The sequence below is a fragment of the Collinsella aerofaciens genome, from assembly GCF_015553355.1.
GTDB lineage: Bacteria > Actinomycetota > Coriobacteriia > Coriobacteriales > Coriobacteriaceae > Collinsella > Collinsella aerofaciens_V.
Genome location: NZ_JADNGN010000031.1, coordinates 1 through 16820 on the forward strand (window position 1 = coordinate 1; position 16820 = coordinate 16820).

Here is a 16820-nt window from a genome sequence, read left to right on the forward strand (position 1 = left end):
GTACCATCCAGGCGGCCTTCGCCATACACGACTCAACCAGTCGTTACTTCTTATTGCGCATCTGCGCTTCCATCTGGCGCAGCAGATCCATATCAGACTTGGGGCCGCCCGTTCCAAAGCCGCCCAGGCCGCCCAGCCCCATGGCATCCAGGCCGGGAATATTGGGCATGCGCATCTTCTTGCCCTTCTTACCCTTCTTGCCCTTCTTGCCGCCGGCCTGCGCCTGATTGGCCATCGTGCGCATGCGGCCCATCATCTTATTCATCTCGCCCCACTGCTTCATAAGGCTATTGACCTCAGTGGGGGTCACGCCGGCGCCCTTGGCGATGCGGGCGCGGCGCTGGCCGTTGATGATGGAGGGACGCAGACGCTCCTCCTTGGTCATCGACATGATGATGGCCTCGTTCTTGTCGAAGATGCCCTCGTCCAGGTTGCCGCCCATCTGGTTGAGCGCGCGCTGGCCACCGGGAAGCATGCCCAAGATGCCCTTCATGCCGCCCATCTTCTTGACGGCCTTCATCTGGTCGAGCATGTCGTTCATGGTGAAGCCCTCGCGCAGCATGCGCTCGGCAGCCTCGAGCTGCTCGGCGTCGGCCGCCTCCTGGGCCTTCTCGATAATGCCGACAACGTCGCCCATGCCAAGAATGCGCTTGGCCATACGATCAGGATAGAACGGCTCCAGCGAATCGGGTTTCTCGCCCATGCTCACGAACTTGATGGGCTTACCGGTCACCTGGCGCACGGAAAGCGCGCCGCCGCCACGGGCATCTCCGTCGAGTTTGGAGATGATCACACCGTCAAAGTCGGTGCGCTCGGCAAAGGTCGAGACGACGTTGACGATATCCTGGCCGGTCATGGCATCGACGACCATCAGCACCTGATCGGGCTTGACGGCCTTCTTGATGTCCACGGCCTCCTGCATCATCTGCTCATCGATCTGCAAGCGGCCAGCGGTATCGACGATGACCACGTCACGCAGGTGGTCGACGGCCTCCTGGATGGCGCCCTTGGCGATATCGACCGGGTGCGCGCCGTCACCGCGGAAAACCGGCACGCCGATCTCTCCGCCAAGCGTGGCCAGCTGGTCGGCAGCGGCGGGACGGTAGACGTCGCACGCGGCGAGCAGCGGCGAGCGGCCCTGCTTCTTGAGCAGGTAGGCCAGCTTTACGGCCGCCGTGGTCTTACCGGAGCCCTGCAGGCCCACGAGCATGATGACATTGGGAATGCGGTTACTAAAGACGAGCTTGCTCTCTGTGGAGCCGAGCATCTCGGTGAGCTCGTCGAGCACGATCTTGACGACGTTTTGCGCTGGCGACAGCGACTCCATGACCTCGGCGGTCATGCAGCGCTCCTTGGTCTTGGCGACGAACTCCTTGACGACCTTGAAGTTGACGTCGGCCTCGAGCAGCGCCATGCGAATGTCGCGCATGGCCGAGGTGATATCGGCCTCGGTCAGCTTGCCCTTGCCGCGCAGGCGGTCAAATGTGTCGTTGAGGCGATCGCTCAGGGAATCAAACACTAGTCACTCCTTAATTGGACTCGCCCACTAGGGCGCGGCAGAAATCTTTGGCATTGAACTCCTGCAGGTCATCGACCTGCTCGCCCACGCCCACGCGCAGGATCGGGAGCTTGAGCTTCTCGGCCACGGCCATGGCGATACCGCCCTTAGCCGTGCCGTCGAGCTTCGTCATGATAATACCGTCCAGGCCCAGTGCCTCGTTAAACTCGAGCGCCTGGTTCAGACCGTTCTGGCCGGTGGCGGCATCGATCACGAGCACGACTGAGACGGGCATGGGGCCGGCGGCCATATTGGCGGCGCGCTTACGCGTCACGTTGACCACCTTGGCAAGCTCGCGCATGAGCTCGGGGCTCGTGTGCAGACGACCGGCAGTGTCGATAAGCACCAGGTCGCTGCCGCGCTTGTCGGCCTCGTCGAGCACGTCGTAGCAAACACTTGCCGGGTCGGAGCCGCGATCGCGCTTGATGACGGGGACGCCAGCGCGCTGGCCCCACACATCGAGCTGCTCGATAGCGGCAGCACGGAAGGTATCGGCCGATCCGATCACGACGTTCTTGCCGCGGGCGGCCATGGCGCTCGCAATCTTGCCGACCGTGGTGGTCTTGCCGGCACCGTTAATGCCCACAAACAGCACGCAGCTCGGCGTATCGGAAAACGGATCGCGCTCGATGGGCACAAAGTGCTGCTCAAGCTGCTCGGCCAGGGCGCGACGGAGTTGCGGGGCGGTCTTGAGGTTCCTCTTGGCCGCGGCATCGCGCAGGTCATCGGAGACCTTGATGGCGACCTCGGCGCCCATGTCACCCATGACGAGGGTGTCCTCCAGGTCCTCCCAAAAATCTTCGTCGACCTCGCCGCCAAAGTAAAAGACCTCGTTGAGGGCCTCGCGACTGCGCTCAAGTCCGCGCGAGAGAGCGTCAAAGAATCCCATTATGCATTCACGACCTTTCCGGTTTCGCGATCGAGTTTTTGCGAGACGACGCGACTGACGCCGTCGGCTTGCATCGAGACGCCATAGAGGACGTCAGCGTCCTCCATAGTACGGCGCTGATGCGAAATGACCAAGAGCTGCGTATCGGAACGCAACACATCGAGCGCGCCGATGAGCTTGGACAGATTGGCGTCATCGAGTGCTGCCTCGACCTCGTCCAGCACATAGAACGGCACCGTACGCGTGCGATACACGGCAAAGAGCAGGGCAAGCGCCGTCAGGCTCTTCTCGCCGCCCGACATGAGCATCATCTTGGTAATGCGCTTGCCGCGCGGCTGCGCCACGACCTCGATACCCGTCTCGGCAGGATGCTCGGGATCGGTCATCTCCAGATGAGCCTGACCGCCCGAGAAGAGCATAGCGAAGATCTCGCGGAAGTTCGCGTCGACCTTCTCAAACGTCACCAGGAACGCCTTGCGCATCTTGCGATCAATGGCCACCGTGATCTTGGTGAGCGCCTTGCGCGCGCTCTCCAAATCGGCCAGCTGCTCCTCGATGTAGTCGGCGCGGCGCTTGAGCTGCTCGTACTCCTCCATGGCAACTTGGTTAACGGGACCAAGGTTGTTGATCTGGCGCACAAGCTGGTTGAGTTCGCGCTCGGCGGCATCGCGGTCCGTGGGCGCCGGAAGCATGAGCGCTTCCTCGAGTACCGTGGTGCCATCGGCGGTAATGGCCTTAATGGCGGCCTCTACCTGCACCTCGAGCTTGCCACGCGCGACCTTGAACTCGTTTTGCGTGGCAGAGGCGGTATCGACCCGCTCCTTAGCGTGGGCAACCTCCGCCTTGGCATCCTCGATGGTCTTCTTAAGCGAAGCGGAGTCCGCCTCCTCCAGAGAGGCCTGGTCACGCAGGCGCGCTGCCCAATCCGACGCGCGTTCCAACAGGGCCGAATAGCGTTCGTGCATGGGGTCGACGCGCAGGCGCAGCAGCTCGAGCGAGCGCGAGGCCTGGCGTGTTCCGCGGATACGACGGTCGATGCCCTCAAGACGATGCTCCAGGTCGGGCACGCGGCCCTTCAGCGAACGCAGGCGTTCGCTCGTCTGGGCTAGGCGAACCTTGGCGTCGGCGAGCTTGCCGGCAGCCTCGGAATCGTCACGGCGAACGCGGTCGAGTTCGTCGTTGGCCTCGGCAATCTGCAAGCCCAGATCGCTTGCCTGCGCGCGGGCCTCGTCACGCGAACGGGTGAGCTCGTCAACGCGCGGGCGCGCAGCGCGAACGGCTTCGGAAGCCTGCTCGCGGCGCTTGGAGATGCGCACGCGCTCGACCTCGGCATTGTTAGCGCTTTGCTCCAAGCGGCCGATCTCGGAGAGCAGCGAGCGGCGCTCGCCCTCAAGACGGGCGATCTCGCCGGCGGCATCGCCCTCAGCGGCACGCGCTTCCTCAACGGCCGCATTGGCCTCAACGACCTGGCCTGACACATGTTCAAACACAGCGGCCAAATCGGGCTCAAGCCCCTCCAGCTCGCGGATACGGCGCTTGCGCTCCAAGGCACCCGACGCCTCGCCGGCATCGAGGCCCACGCGCACCAGGCTGCCGCAGGCGACGCGGGCGCCATCGGGGGTCACGTAAGTCACGCCGTCAACGACCGGCGCCGACAACGCGGCAGAAAGATCGTCCACTACGTAATAGCCGCCGAGCAGCGCCTCGACGACGGGTCCGTAGCCTGCGCGCACGGACAGACGATCAACCAGGCGGGTACCGGCAGCGCCCTCGGCGGCAGCAGAGCCGCTCACGCCGCGCGCCACCAACAGCGCCTCGCCCGAAGCCTTCTTCTGGTCCAGAGCGGCACGACCGGCACGCTCAAGCGCGGACGTATCGTCGAACAGCAGCGCATCGATATCGCCGGCGAGCAATTGCTCAACCAGGCCCTCAAGCTCGCGCGGGGCCTCGAGCACGTCGCCCAGACGACCCGAGACATCATCGCCCAGCGCACCAACCAGACGGCTCACCAGCGGCGAGCTGTCGGCCATGCGGGCATCGAGTTTCTTTTGGCTGGCAAGCTCCGAGCGCACCTCGGATAACTTGTTGCGCGCCTCGCTCTCGCGGGCACGCAGGTCCTTCAGGGCCGCGCGTGCGGTCTCGGTGGCCTCACGCGCATCGACCTGAGCCTGGCGCGCTTCCTCAAGAGCACCCTCAAGCTCCTCGGCGCGGTCGCGACGGCTCTCAAGCGAGGCCGTGACCTCCTCGAGCTGTTCATCGATCTGCTCCAGGCGCGAGGCATACATGTTGTCCTCGACCTCGGCATTGCTCAAGGAATCCTTCACCTTGGCGAGCTCGAGCGCGGCATTATCGGCTACGCGCTGCACATCGCGTTGCTCACGCGTAAGCTGCGAAATCTGATTGTCGAGCGCCACGCGCCGCTCGTGGAGCTCGGCGGCGGCAGGACCAGCGGCGTCAACGTCCTCCTGGGCCTGCATGTGCGCACCGGTCACTTCCTCAAGCTGCGCACGCGCGTCCTCGAGCTCCTCGACCACGCGACGACGCTGATGCTCGGAGCTCGAAATCTGCCCGCGCATGTCAGACAGGCGCGACACCATGTTGTGGCCCTTTTCCTCGAGCAGGCGCATGTCGGAGTTAATGCGGCCGACCACATCTTGCATATGACGGCGCTGCTCGCCTAGGTCGCCCACAAACAGGCCCTTTTCCTCGAGCATGACCTGAAGCTTCTCGAGCTCGCGCTCCTTTTCGCCCAAGCGGTACTGCGCAAGCTCCAGCTCGGCGGCACCTTCCTTGGAACGGCTCTCCAAGTCATTCCACTGCGACTGCAGTGAACGCAGCTCGTCGACGGCTAGCATCTGCGTAAGCTCGTTCGCGCGCGAGGACAGCTCTTTGTACTTGCGCGCGCGATCGACCTGACGCTCCAGCGGGCGCAGCTGACGGGCGATTTCCTTATTGATGTCGCGGGCACGCGTCAGGTGCTCGTCCATCGACTTAATCTTTTTGAGCGCGCGCTCCTTGCGGCGCTTGTGCTTGGAGATGCCAGCGGCCTCCTCGATGAGGGCGCGGCGCTCCTCGGGGCGGCTCTGCAAGATGGCGTCGAGTTTGCCCTGGCTGATGATGGAATGTGTATCCTTGCCCAGGCCCGAATCGTGCAGGATGTCCTGAATGTCCATCAGGCGGCACGGACTCGAGTTGATGAGGTACTCGCTTTCGCCCGAGCGATACATGCGACGGGTGATGGCGACCTCGTCAAAATCGACGGGCAGCATATGGTCCGAGTTATCGAGCACCAACGTGACCTCGGCGACACCCACCGGCTTGCGCGCTGACGAGCCCGAGAAGATGACATCCTCCATGGCCTGACCGCGCAGCTGCTTGGCGCTCTGCTCGCCCAGGACCCACAGAATCGAGTCGGAGATGTTCGATTTTCCCGAGCCGTTGGGACCGACGATGACGGTCAGGCCCGGCTCAAACGTCATATGGGCACGGTCGGCAAACGACTTGAACCCTTTGAGCGTGAGGGACTTGAGATACACGGTTCCTCGCTTACACGTGCTTCTTATTCAGAATCACGCCGTTGGTGGTGTAACCCATGCGGTCGAGCGCTTCGAGCGCGGCGGCTCCCTCGGCTTCCTTCTTTGAGGAGCCAGAGCCGCGACCCTGACGAATACCATCGATCAACACCACGGCGGTAAAGGTGGGCGCATGCGCCGGGCCCTCGGAGCCAACGAGCTTATACGCCGGGGGCTCGTGACCGTCGGCTTGCACGCACTCCTGCAAAAACGACTTGGGGTTCGCAGGATGCTCGGCACGCTCAGAAGCCAAATGCGGCTTAAGCGTACGGTGAATGAACTCCGCCGCGGCATCCCAGCCGGCATCCAGGTACAGCGCGCCCACGAGCGACTCATAGACGTTCTCGAGCGCCGAATGCAGGCCGCGCGCACCGGTACCGGTCTCGGAGGCACCAAAGATGATGATGTCGTCGATGCCCAGCTCGTGAGAAACCTCGGATAGCGTAGCGCCCGAGACAAGCGACACCTTCAGGCGCGTGAGCTTGCCCTCGTCAAACTCCGGATAGGACTCAAACAGGGAGCGTGCGACCACAGCGCCCAAAATGGAATCGCCCAAGAACTCAAGGCGCTCATAGCTGGCAGAAACCGGCTGTCCCTCGACTGCCGAGGGATGCGTAAGGGCCGCGCGCAGCAGCACCTTATTATTGAACTCGTGGCCCAAGATTTCCTGGGCACGCGTAAGTCGTTCAGACAAAGCCAAGACCTAGGCCTCCCTGGCGTTTTCGATCGCGTCGACGGCGTCGGCGACAGAGTTGAGCGAGAGCAGAGTCTCGTCATCGATCTCGAGGTTGAACTCGTCCTCGATAGCCGTAACCAGCTGCAGGCGCTCGAGCGAGTTGGCATCGAGGTCGTCAAAGGTGGTCTCATCGCTAATTTCGGCAACATCGACGCCCAGAACGTCAGCAGCGACCTCGGCGATCTTGTCGAAGATTTCGGAGCGATCCATAGCGCTTCCTCTCATAGTGCATGAATACCAAAAGAATGGTACCGCCCGGGCGGTACCAAGACATGGTTCTGATTCTACCCCACGACGCACGCCCCGAGACGCATAACGCCGCTGTTATAAAACGATGCCGTCCATGGAGTTGGCGACATTCTCGACCAGCCCGGCGCGCACGGCTTCGGCCGCCGCGAGCGTACCGTTTTTAACAGCCTCGACCGATGTGGCGCCATGGCCGATCAGGACCACGCCGCGCAGGCCCAAAAGAATCGCGCCACCCTTGGCGTCGCCCGAAAGCTTGGCCTTTATCTCGCGCATCTGCTTTTTAATGAGCAGCGCGGCGATCTTGGTGCCGAGCGATGACATAAAGACGCCCTTGAGTTCCTGCAGCAAAAACTTGGCAGCGCCCTCGGTGGCCTTGAGCGCAATATTGCCCGACATGCCATCGGCAACGACGACATCGAAGTTACCGGAGGTGATGTCCGTTCCCTCACAGTTACCAACAAAGCCGGGAACGGCGGCTTTCATGGCCGGGAAGCAGGCCTTGGTAAAGTTGGAGCCCTTCTCGTCCTCGGTGCCGTTACCAAGCAGGCCCACGCGGGGATGCTCGATGCCCAGGACGACGCGGGCATAGGCGCTACCCATCTGGGCAAAACGCACCATGTCATCGACCTCGACATCGGGGTTGGCGCCCATATCGCACAGCACCGTCAGACCGCCGGCACGATTGGGCAGCGCATTGGTCAGACAGGGACGCACCGGCTGCTTCTTACCTTCGGCCATATATCTAAACGGCGTCACGTAGGCAGTAGCCGCGGCGGTCATGGCGCCGGTGGAGCCGGCGGAGAAGAACGCGTCCGCATTTCCCTTCTTGATGGCGCGGCACGACAGCACGATCGAAGACTTGCGTTTGGTCATCACGGCGCGAATGGGATCGTCATCCATGGCGATAACGTCGGGTGCCTCAAGGGCCTCAACACGTGCGTGGGAAGCAGCAAAGGGATTGACGATTTCGGCGGGGCCAGCTGCCAAGACCTCGATATCGGGATCGGCAGCAAGTGCAGCCTCGATACCATCGAGAACAACCTGAGGTTTCTCGTCTCCACCCACAACGTCTACACAAACGCGAACGTTACTCATATACATGCTCCTTATACAAAAATGGCCGACTCATTGAGCCGGCCATTGTGGTTCCATTTGGAACGGCATCGCATCCAGAGTATACCGTTACTCGGTAACGATAACCTCGCGGTCCTTGTAGAAACCGCAGCTGGGGCACACGTGGTGCGGAAGCTTGACAGCGCCGCAACGGGGGCACGTGGACTGAGCCGCAGCCGAGATCTTCATGTTGGCGGAACGACGGGTGTGAGTGCGGATACGACCCTGCTTTTGTTTAGGTACGGGCATAGTGACCTTCCTTATGAACTATCCAGTGTGGCGATTACGCGCAAGTAGCGATACTACCACAGTTTTACTCATCGAGCTTGAGATTCTTCAATGCTGCAAATGGATTTTCCGTGGCAGCGGCCCATTCTGCCTCTGCCTGGGCGGCGCAATCGCATTGCTCGAAGTTGAGATTGCAACCGCAAGTGGGGCACAGACCGCGGCAATCGGGCTTGCAGAGCACCACAAACGGCGTGTCCATAACGACCGCGTCATTGATGGGCTCGCCCAGATCGACGAGACGATCCTCACCCAGGAGCTCGTAGCCGTCCTCGTAGGCCTCGGGATCCTCGGGCTCCTCAAAGAGGTAGAACTCCTCGATCTCGCCGGCGATATCAAACGAGGCAGGCTCCAGGCAACGGTCGCACTCGCCGGTGGCGTGCGCGCGGACCATGCCCGTGAGCAAGACACCGGTACCGGCATTGGTAAAGACAACGTCGTAGTCGATGCCGTCCTGAAGCTGGTACTCCTTCTCGCCCACCGTGTAGGTGGCGACATCGACTTTACCGGTCAGCGGATACGAATCTCCAGGAAACTCGAGCTGCTCGGAAAGATCGACAGTAACGCTCGGGAACTCAGCCATTACCACTGACCATTCTGTTGGGCGGCACCCTCGTTGAGCTGCTGACGGCAACGGGTAACGGTGCCGGTCAGGCTCTTGAGGTTCTCCTCCAGGTGCGTAAAGACCTGCTCTGCGTAGTCCTCGGCAGCATAACGCGTCTCGCGCTCGTACTGCTGGGCACGATCGCGGATGTCGTCGGCCTGCTGCTGCGCAAGGCGGACGATCTCCTGCTCACCAGCAATGGTGAGGGCCTGCTGCTGAGCGTCAGCGATGATGGAATCGGCCTGAGCGGCGGCGGAAGCCATGAGCTCCTCGCGCTCCTTAAGGATACGGCGGGACTTCTGCCACTCCTCGGGATAGCTCATGCGGATCTCGTCGAGGATGTTGAAGAACACGTCGGCGTCGATGACCTTGAACTGAGCGTTCTTGCCGAAAGGCGGCTTGGCTTCCTCGATCAGCCCTTCGAGCTCATCGACCAAGCTGACGATCCTATCGCCAGGAAAATTCTCGCCCGGCATCCGGTCTCCTTTCATAGGTAACATATCATCGTGCTAGTTTACCACATGCCACCAGGCAATAAGAAACGTCACGAAAAGCGATGTTTGAGCGCTTCGACCACGTTGGGCGGGACAAACGTCGATACGTCACTACCGAGCGAGGCGATCTGGCGAACAACCGAGCTCGAGATATAGCCGTACTGCGGCGCGCTCATGACAAAGATGGACTCCAGCTCGTTATCCAAGCGATAGTTGAGGTCGGCCTGCTGCAGCTCATACTCAAAATCGGTCATGGCGCGCAGGCCCTTGACCACGGCCCCCGCCCCCTGCTCACGAGCGAAGTCGACCAGCAGGCCGGTAAAGGGCAGGACCTCAACGCCGTCGATATCACCGAGCGCCTCGCGGGCCAGCGCCACGCGCTCATCGAGCGTAAACGTGGTGCCCACACCGTTTTTACCTTGCGACTCGGCAACAGCGACGATCACGCTGGGAAAGATGCGGCGGGCGCGGCGGATCACATCGATATGGCCAAACGTGATGGGATCGAAGGTGCCCGGGACGATCACGCGATTGATGGTGTCACTCATGAGCATCCTCCTGAAACGTCGTGGCATCGTTGTTGTCAGCATCGGTGCCGGCGCTATCGCCCTCACCATCGTCATCGCCGACCCAACGAAGCAGGTCGACCGAGGTAATGCCGTAGCGCTTCTCGCGTACAGTCTCAAAGTCTGCCGGATGCGCGCCCGCATCGGCGGCGGCATGCTCAAACAGGGCATAAGCGCCAGGTGCAAGAAAACCCTGCTGAGCCAGGTTCTGCAGCAGTTCCTCGACCGGCTCGGCACCAAAAGCATAGGGCGGGTCGAGCAGGACCAGATCAAAGGGGCCGCCCGGCACGCGGCCGCGCGAGGCACTCGCCAGCATGTCGCCCGTGACCACGCGCCAACGCGCACGGTCACGGCAGAGCGACTCGATATTCTTGGTAATGAGCCGCGCGGCGTTGCGATCGATCTCAAACGTCGCGAGCGAGCGAGCCCCACGAGAGAGCATCTCTAACCCTAAGGCACCGGAGCCGCCAAAGGCGTCCAGCACACGAACCTCGTCCAAATCGAAATCGAATGCAGACATGACCATAGATGCGCACGCCTCGCGCACGCGATCAGTCGTGGGGCGGGTGACATCGCGACCACGGGGCTCCTCGATCTTACGACCGCGCCATTCGCCGCCGATGATTCTCATCCTCCGCTGACCTCCTTAAAGATATGTCGATAACGCATGGCGACCGCGTCGCGCAAGGGACGCGTCGCCACGGAGTCAAGGTTGCAAGCATACCGCAAGAGCTCGACCGCGTCCAAATGGGCCCATTCGATAAGGTCCTCATCGGCGTCCAGGTCCACAAAGCGCAAGGTCACGCCGCCGTGCTGACGGTAACCCAGGATTTCGCCCTCGTGACGCAGACGCAGGTCCATCTGGGCAAGCGTAAAACCATCCGAAGTTTTTTCGAGCGATTGCAGGCGATCTTGTGCTGCCGACGCGCCGCCGTTGCCCTTGGAGTGCGTCATGACCAGGCACGTGCCCGACACACCGCCGCGGCCCACGCGACCGCGCAGCTGGTGCAGGGCAGCCAAACCAAAGCGCTCGCCGTTCTCGATGACCATGACGGTGGCGTTAGGTACGTCGACGCCCACCTCGACCACCGTAGTCGAGACGAGCACATCGATCTCGCCACGCTTAAAGGCGTCAATCACGCGGTCCTTCTCCCCCGCCGGCATGCGGCCGTGAAGGCGCTCGATGGCAAGACCCGGCAACGCCAGACGCAGGCGATCGAGCTCGGTCGCCGTATCGTGCAGCGGCACGGGGACCGTCACGCGGCCCTCGTCGTCGCGGGCGATACCGGGCACGTCCTCCAGCTCATCGGCCGAGTCACTCGGCTCCACGAGCGGGCAAATCACGTAGGCCTGCTGTCCCCTTTCATGCGCCTCGCGGATGGCGCCATAGGCGAGGTCGCGGCTCGACTCGGTGAGCACGCGTGTCGTCACGCCAGCGCCAGGAACGGGCCGATGGCGGATGATGCTCGTGTCCAGATCGCCGTAGACCGAAAGCGCCAACGTGCGCGGGATGGGCGTCGCCGTCATAACGAGCAGATCGGCACCCGGGCCCTTGGCGCGCAGGGCGTTACGTTGGCCCACACCAAACCGGTGCTGTTCATCGATGACCACGAGCGACAGATGCTTGAACGCAACGTTATCCGAAAGCACCGCGTGGGTGCCAAAGAGCACGTCGAGCTCGCCCGATTCCAGCTGGGCATGGATGCGCTCGCGCTCTGCGGCCGGCGTGGCGCCCGTCAGAAGCGCCCAGGACATGCCGGCCTGCGAGAGCAGAGGACCAGTCTTATCGGCATATTGGCGCGCCAGAACGCCCGTGGGCGCCATAACGCAGGCCTGCGTGCCGCTATCGGCAGCCACAGCCAGCGCGCAGGCGGCAACGGCGGTCTTACCGGTACCGACATCGCCCAGCAGCAGGCGGTTCATTACGCGCCCACCATCGCACATATCGCGCAGGATATCCTGGAACGCGGCCTCCTGCTCTTCGCTCAGCGAAAACGGCAGGGCTTCCCTGAGCGCGACCAGGTGCTCGCCCGCGGTGTGGGCATAGGGCACCACATCGACCAGGCCGCCATCGTTGCGCAGGCGCAGCGCCAGCTGAAGGTAAAGGCACTCCTCATAGGCAAGCCGTGCGCGCGCGATATCGCGCTCTGCCATGCTCGAGGGAAAGTGGATCGATCGAAGCGCACGAGCATTGCTCATCAGGCGACGCTTAACGCGTAAGCGTGCCGGAATGGGATCAAAGGGATTGCCGACGACCTCGAGCGCGCCGCTTACGATGCGGCGCATCCACGCCTGGCTTACGCCATCACTCACGTAATGGACCGGCAGGATAGTGCCCGCGGCACGCCCTTCCTCGAGCTTTTCAAAGTGCGGCGAGGCCATCTGCTTAAAACCGTAGGCAAACTCAACCTTGCCCATCACGGCCAGGCGGTCGCCCTGCTTAAGCTGCTGGGCAATCCAGGGCTGGCGGAAAAAGGCGACCTGCAGCACGCCCGTCTCGTCAACGAGTGAGACCTCGGTCACCTGCATGCGCGGACGCGGCTGTTTTTGGACGATACGGTCGACCGTGGCGATGATGGTGCACACAGTACCGATGGGCGCCATCTCGATAGACCAAGAACGGGTAAAGTCCAGGTATCGATGAGGGATATGGAGAAGGAGGTCCCCCACCGTCCGAATTCCCAGACGGCGAAGGGCCTCCTCACGTTTACCCGAAACATATTTGAGTCGCGCGATATCCTCGTCGAGCGCATTGCTCTGGGCAAAGCGCTCCGAGACGCGCGGCACGGAGCACAGCTCGGACATAGGCAGAGCCTACTCGATCGAGAAGATCACGGGATAGAGCGGCTGCTCGCCACGATGGGCGTCGATCTCCAGATCGGGCTGAGCCTCCTCGATGGCGTCGACGATCTCCTGGAAGGCCTCGTCGGATAGCTCCTCGCCGGCCAGAATCGTCAGCGCGTCGCCTTCCTCTTCCTCCTGCATGCGGTTGATGCAGTCGAGCGTGACCTGCTTCACGTCGGAACCGACCACGTCGATGGAGCCGGCGATGATGCCCATGACGTCACCGGAGTGAATCGGAGAGCCGTCCGAGGCGCTGGAGTCGCGCACGGCGCGGGTGACCTCGCCATCGCGGACCTCGCTGATGGCGTCAACCATGGCGGCAACGGCGTCCTCGAGCTCAGAATCGGGTAGGACGGCGAACAGCGCGGAGAACGCCTGCGGGACGGTCTTGGTGGGAACGACGGCGACCTTCTTGTCGGTGCAGGCAGAGGCTGCGGCCTCGGCAGCCATGCGGATGTTGCCGTTGTTGGGCAGAATGATGACCGAGGTCGCGTTGACCTGGTCAACAGCGCCCAGCAGGTCTGCAGTCGAGGGGTTCATGGTCTGACCACCCGACACGATCACGTCGACGCCGAGGGACTTGAGGATGTCTGCCTCGCCGGACCCAGCGGCAACGGCGACAAAGCCCAGCGCCTTGGCGGGCTCGGCGGCCTTTTCCTGGTCCTCATGAATCTTGGCGGTACGGTCGTGGGCCTCCATCTCCATGTTGTGGATAAAGACCTCGTAGATCTGACCAAGCTGAAGCATGTGCTCGAGCACCAGGTTGGGGGTGTTGGAGTGCACGTGGATCTTGTAATCGGGGTAGGCGCCCACGAGTAGCTCACAGTCGCCCATGGAACCCAGGAACTTAAGGCACTCATCCTCGTCAAACGGGGCGTCGGCCTTAAAGAGGAACTCGTTGCAGTAGCGGAACTCCGAGCCCTCCCAATCGTCGTTGGCCTCGATCTCAACGCGGCCAAGAGCGGCATCGCGTGCAGAGCCAGCGGAATCGAACGTAGCGGAGAAATCCTCGACAACGGTGCTGCGACCAAGTGCTGCAGCCACAAAGTTCTCCAGGAAGATGGCAAAGCCGAAGGCGCCGGAGTCGACCACGCCGTTCTCTTTGAGGACGGGCAGCAGGTCGGGCGTGCGTGCGACGGACTGGTAGGCCTCGACGACGATACCGTCGAGCGCATCCTCGGCCGAGAACTTCTTCTTTTCGCACTCGTCGGCCTTGGTCGAGACATCGCGCAGCACCGTGAGGATCGTGCCCTCGATGGGCTTGCGGACGGCCTGGAAGGCCACCTTGACGGCACGACGGAAGGCGAAGGCGATGTTGGCGGACGTAATGGGCTCGTCGGCGGAGACAAGGCCCTCGGCCACGCCGCGCAGGATCTGCGAGGTAATGACGCCGGAGTTACCGCGGGCGCCCATCAGGGAGCCGTGGGTGATGGCGCCGGCAATGGCCTCCATGTCGGCATCGGCGGGAAGGGCGGAGAGCTCCTTGGTCACCGAGGCGAGCGTGAGCGACATGTTGGTGCCGGTGTCGCCGTCGGGCACGGGGAAGACGTTGAGCTTGTTGATCTCCTCGGCCTTGTCGGAAACGGCAGCCGCAGCGATCGGAAAACAGGTGCGAATGGTCTTTGCAATCATGGGTATTTGAATCTCCGTTTTCGGATGCTAGTTCAGACGGCTCTTGAGCGCGTCGATATGGATGCCGATCTTAAGGCTGGCGGGATCGATCTGGGCGATCTCCTGCAGGGTGAAGGCAACGGAGCTCGAAAGATTGTGGCAGACGGACTTCATGTTGACACCGTTCTCGAGCACGACGTGAAGATCGACCGTAAGGCCGTTCTCGTCGGCGGAGACAAGCACGCCCTTGCGGAGGCGCTGGCCGGCAAGCAGGCGCACGCTCTCGGCGCCCTGGAGCTGCTCAGCCATACCGACGACGCCATAGCACGTCATCGCGGCATAACCGGCAATATCGGCAATAACGTCGTTCGAGACGCTCAGGCTGCCGTTAATGGTCTCAGACACAAGAATCTCCTTATCTGGTGCTCGCGGCACCATGTCGTGGGAGCAATCATTGCAATATTCTACAACGACCGCGCCATGTTGAGGTGGTGGGTCGCGGGATTACATCCTCGACACGAAATGTTGATATGGCAACGTTCAAGTCAAGTGGTCGCGGCATGAAAAAACCCGCCGCATAAGCGACGGGTTTACAACCTGGCTCCCCGGGTAGGACTCGAACCTACAACAGCGCGGTTAACAGCCGCGTGCTCTACCATTGAGCTACCGAGGAATAGGTGCGTGCTCTCAAGCAACGAAGTTTATTATACGGACGAATCAGCTCAGGGCAAGAACTTTTTTAAGAATTTTTCCGACCTAGTCATTGGGGACGTTCTTAAACGACTAGTCATTCAAGAACGTCCCCAATGACTACATGAAAGCGCCCCCAGGCGGATGTGCTTGAGGGCGCTTCTTGCTTGACTAGCTTTCGATATAGTCCTTCAGCTTGCTCGAACGGCTGGGGTGGCGGAGCTTGGCCAAGGTCTTGGACTCGATCTGGCGGATACGCTCGCGCGTGACGCCAAACTCGCGGCCGACTTCCTCGAGCGTACGGGGATGTCCGTCGACAAGGCCAAAGCGCAGCTCGATAACCTTGCGCTCACGATCGGCAAGCGAGTCGAGCACCTGAGTGAGCTGCTCCTGCAGCATGGAGAAGCTGGCGGCATCGGGCGGAACGATTGCCTGGGAGTCCTCGATGAAGTCGCCCAGCTGGGAATCCTCTTCCTCGCCGATGGGGGTCTCGAGCGACACGGGCTCCTGCGAGATCTTCTGGATCTCGCGGACGCGGTCGGCGCTCATGTCCATCTCGGCACCGATCTCCTCGGGGGTCGGGTCGCGACCCAGGTCCTGAAGGAGCTGGCGCTGCACACGGACGAGCTTGTTGATGGTCTCGACCATGTGCACGGGAATACGGATGGTACGGGCCTGGTCGGCGATAGCGCGCGTGATGGCCTGACGGATCCACCACGTGGCGTACGTGGAGAACTTAAAGCCCTTCTGGTAGTCGAACTTCTCGACGGCGCGAATCAGACCGAGGTTGCCCTCCTGGATCAGGTCCAGGAACAGCATGCCGCGACCGACATAGCGCTTGGCGATGGAGACGACCAGACGCAGGTTTGCGCTGATGAGCGCCTGCTTGGCTTCGAGGCCCACGTTCTCAATGCGCGTAAGACGACGCATCTCGGCACGCGTGAGTTCGAGCTCACCAGCATCGGCAGCCTCGAGCTTCTCGGTGGCCTCAAGACCGGCCTCGATCTTCATGGCCAGATCGACCTCTTCGGAGGCGGTCAGCAGGTCGACCTTGCCGATCTCCTTGAGGTACATACGGACCGGGTCGCCGGTCAGCATCACCGTGGAGGCATCGATGCCGCGCACGCGCGAACGCGAACGGGACGTGCGCACGGTGCGCTTCTTCTTGCTCTTGGAAGAACCCATCTCGGCGTCGGCCTGGCGGGCCATCTTGAGCTCGTGATCGTCGAGCGAGCCGGAATCGTGCTCGTCGTCGTCATCGAAATCGTCGGTATCGGTATCGTTATCGTCATCGTCGACGTCCATGGGGGCGTCGTCGTTACCGCTCGCGGAGATAATCTGGATGCCGCTGTTGCGCAGCGCGGAATACACCGCGGTGAGCTGCTCGTCAGAAACATCGATATCCTTCAGGGCGACCTGAATCTCGTCCTCGGTTACCGAAGTCCTGTTTGAGCCGTTGCCCATGAGCTTTGCAACGTAGGATTCCAGCCCAGTACCCGTGCTCTCAGTCTTTTTTGGCACAGATTCTCCCTTCATAGTCCACAGGACTCAATACTTTAGCACACACATTGACGTCTATACCCAAAAAGAGGACTGGATATAGGCGAGA

The 16820-nt window shown here is 61.9% G+C and carries 15 protein-coding genes and 1 tRNA gene; all 16 read right to left on the minus strand.

All coding sequences use genetic code 11. The features are described from left to right. Positions 1–43: 43 nt before the first annotated feature. Positions 44–1519 carry a signal recognition particle protein gene (ffh, locus tag I2D57_RS07770; protein WP_195362068.1) on the minus strand — a complete coding sequence of 492 codons (1476 nt, stop codon included), beginning with the start codon at positions 1517–1519 and terminating at the stop codon, positions 44–46. Between the two features lie 10 nt (positions 1520–1529). Continuing rightward, a complete protein-coding gene (gene ftsY / locus I2D57_RS07775) occupies positions 1530–2447 on the minus strand; it encodes a signal recognition particle-docking protein FtsY (protein WP_195362069.1) in 918 nt (305 codons plus the stop codon). Next, positions 2447–5983, minus strand: a complete 3537-nt coding sequence (smc, locus tag I2D57_RS07780) for a chromosome segregation protein SMC (RefSeq protein WP_195362070.1) — start codon at positions 5981–5983, stop codon at positions 2447–2449. The genes ftsY and smc overlap by 1 nt, the downstream gene beginning before the upstream one ends. 10 nt (positions 5984–5993) lie before the next feature. Continuing rightward, the gene (rnc, locus tag I2D57_RS07785) at positions 5994–6719 is read right to left on the minus strand and encodes a ribonuclease III (RefSeq protein WP_117716046.1); all 726 of its coding nucleotides are present in this window, start codon (positions 6717–6719) and stop codon (positions 5994–5996) included. Between the two features lie 3 nt (positions 6720–6722). Further along, a complete protein-coding gene (locus tag I2D57_RS07790; protein ID WP_055309519.1) occupies positions 6723–6965 on the minus strand; it encodes an acyl carrier protein in 243 nt (80 codons plus the stop codon). A 114-nt stretch (positions 6966–7079) separates the two neighbouring features. Further along, positions 7080–8099: a phosphate acyltransferase PlsX gene (gene plsX / locus I2D57_RS07795; protein WP_195362071.1), complete on the minus strand. Its 1020-nt coding sequence runs from the start codon at positions 8097–8099 to the stop codon at positions 7080–7082. 87 nt (positions 8100–8186) lie between these two features. Beyond that, positions 8187–8366, minus strand: a complete 180-nt coding sequence (rpmF, locus tag I2D57_RS07800) for a 50S ribosomal protein L32 (RefSeq protein ID WP_022094017.1) — start codon at positions 8364–8366, stop codon at positions 8187–8189. A gap of 64 nt (positions 8367–8430) precedes the next feature. Then, positions 8431–8985: a YceD family protein gene (locus I2D57_RS07805; protein ID WP_195362072.1), complete on the minus strand. Its 555-nt coding sequence runs from the start codon at positions 8983–8985 to the stop codon at positions 8431–8433. Then, positions 8985–9482, minus strand: a complete 498-nt coding sequence (locus I2D57_RS07810) for an ATP synthase subunit B family protein (protein WP_040358176.1) — start codon at positions 9480–9482, stop codon at positions 8985–8987. The genes I2D57_RS07805 and I2D57_RS07810 overlap by 1 nt, the downstream gene beginning before the upstream one ends. A gap of 68 nt (positions 9483–9550) precedes the next feature. Continuing rightward, positions 9551–10048, minus strand: a complete 498-nt coding sequence (gene coaD / locus I2D57_RS07815; RefSeq protein WP_117820276.1) for a pantetheine-phosphate adenylyltransferase — start codon at positions 10046–10048, stop codon at positions 9551–9553. Next, entirely contained in the window at positions 10041–10697 is a 657-nt protein-coding gene (gene rsmD / locus I2D57_RS07820; RefSeq protein WP_195362073.1) for a 16S rRNA (guanine(966)-N(2))-methyltransferase RsmD, read from the minus strand. Before rsmD ends, coaD begins: the two co-directional genes overlap by 8 nt. Beyond that, a complete protein-coding gene (locus I2D57_RS07825) occupies positions 10694–12871 on the minus strand; it encodes an ATP-dependent DNA helicase RecG (protein WP_195362074.1) in 2178 nt (725 codons plus the stop codon). Before I2D57_RS07825 ends, rsmD begins: the two co-directional genes overlap by 4 nt. Before the next feature lie 9 nt (positions 12872–12880). Beyond that, entirely contained in the window at positions 12881–14542 is a 1662-nt protein-coding gene (locus I2D57_RS07830; RefSeq protein WP_195362075.1) for a DAK2 domain-containing protein, read from the minus strand. A gap of 27 nt (positions 14543–14569) precedes the next feature. Then, the gene (locus I2D57_RS07835; protein WP_187361832.1) at positions 14570–14959 is read right to left on the minus strand and encodes an Asp23/Gls24 family envelope stress response protein; all 390 of its coding nucleotides are present in this window, start codon (positions 14957–14959) and stop codon (positions 14570–14572) included. Between the two features lie 160 nt (positions 14960–15119). Beyond that, positions 15120–15194: transfer RNA gene (locus tag I2D57_RS07840), tRNA-Asn, on the minus strand. 188 nt (positions 15195–15382) lie between these two features. Beyond that, positions 15383–16732, minus strand: a complete 1350-nt coding sequence (rpoD, locus tag I2D57_RS07845) for an RNA polymerase sigma factor RpoD (protein WP_055286388.1) — start codon at positions 16730–16732, stop codon at positions 15383–15385. Positions 16733–16820 lie beyond the last annotated feature (88 nt).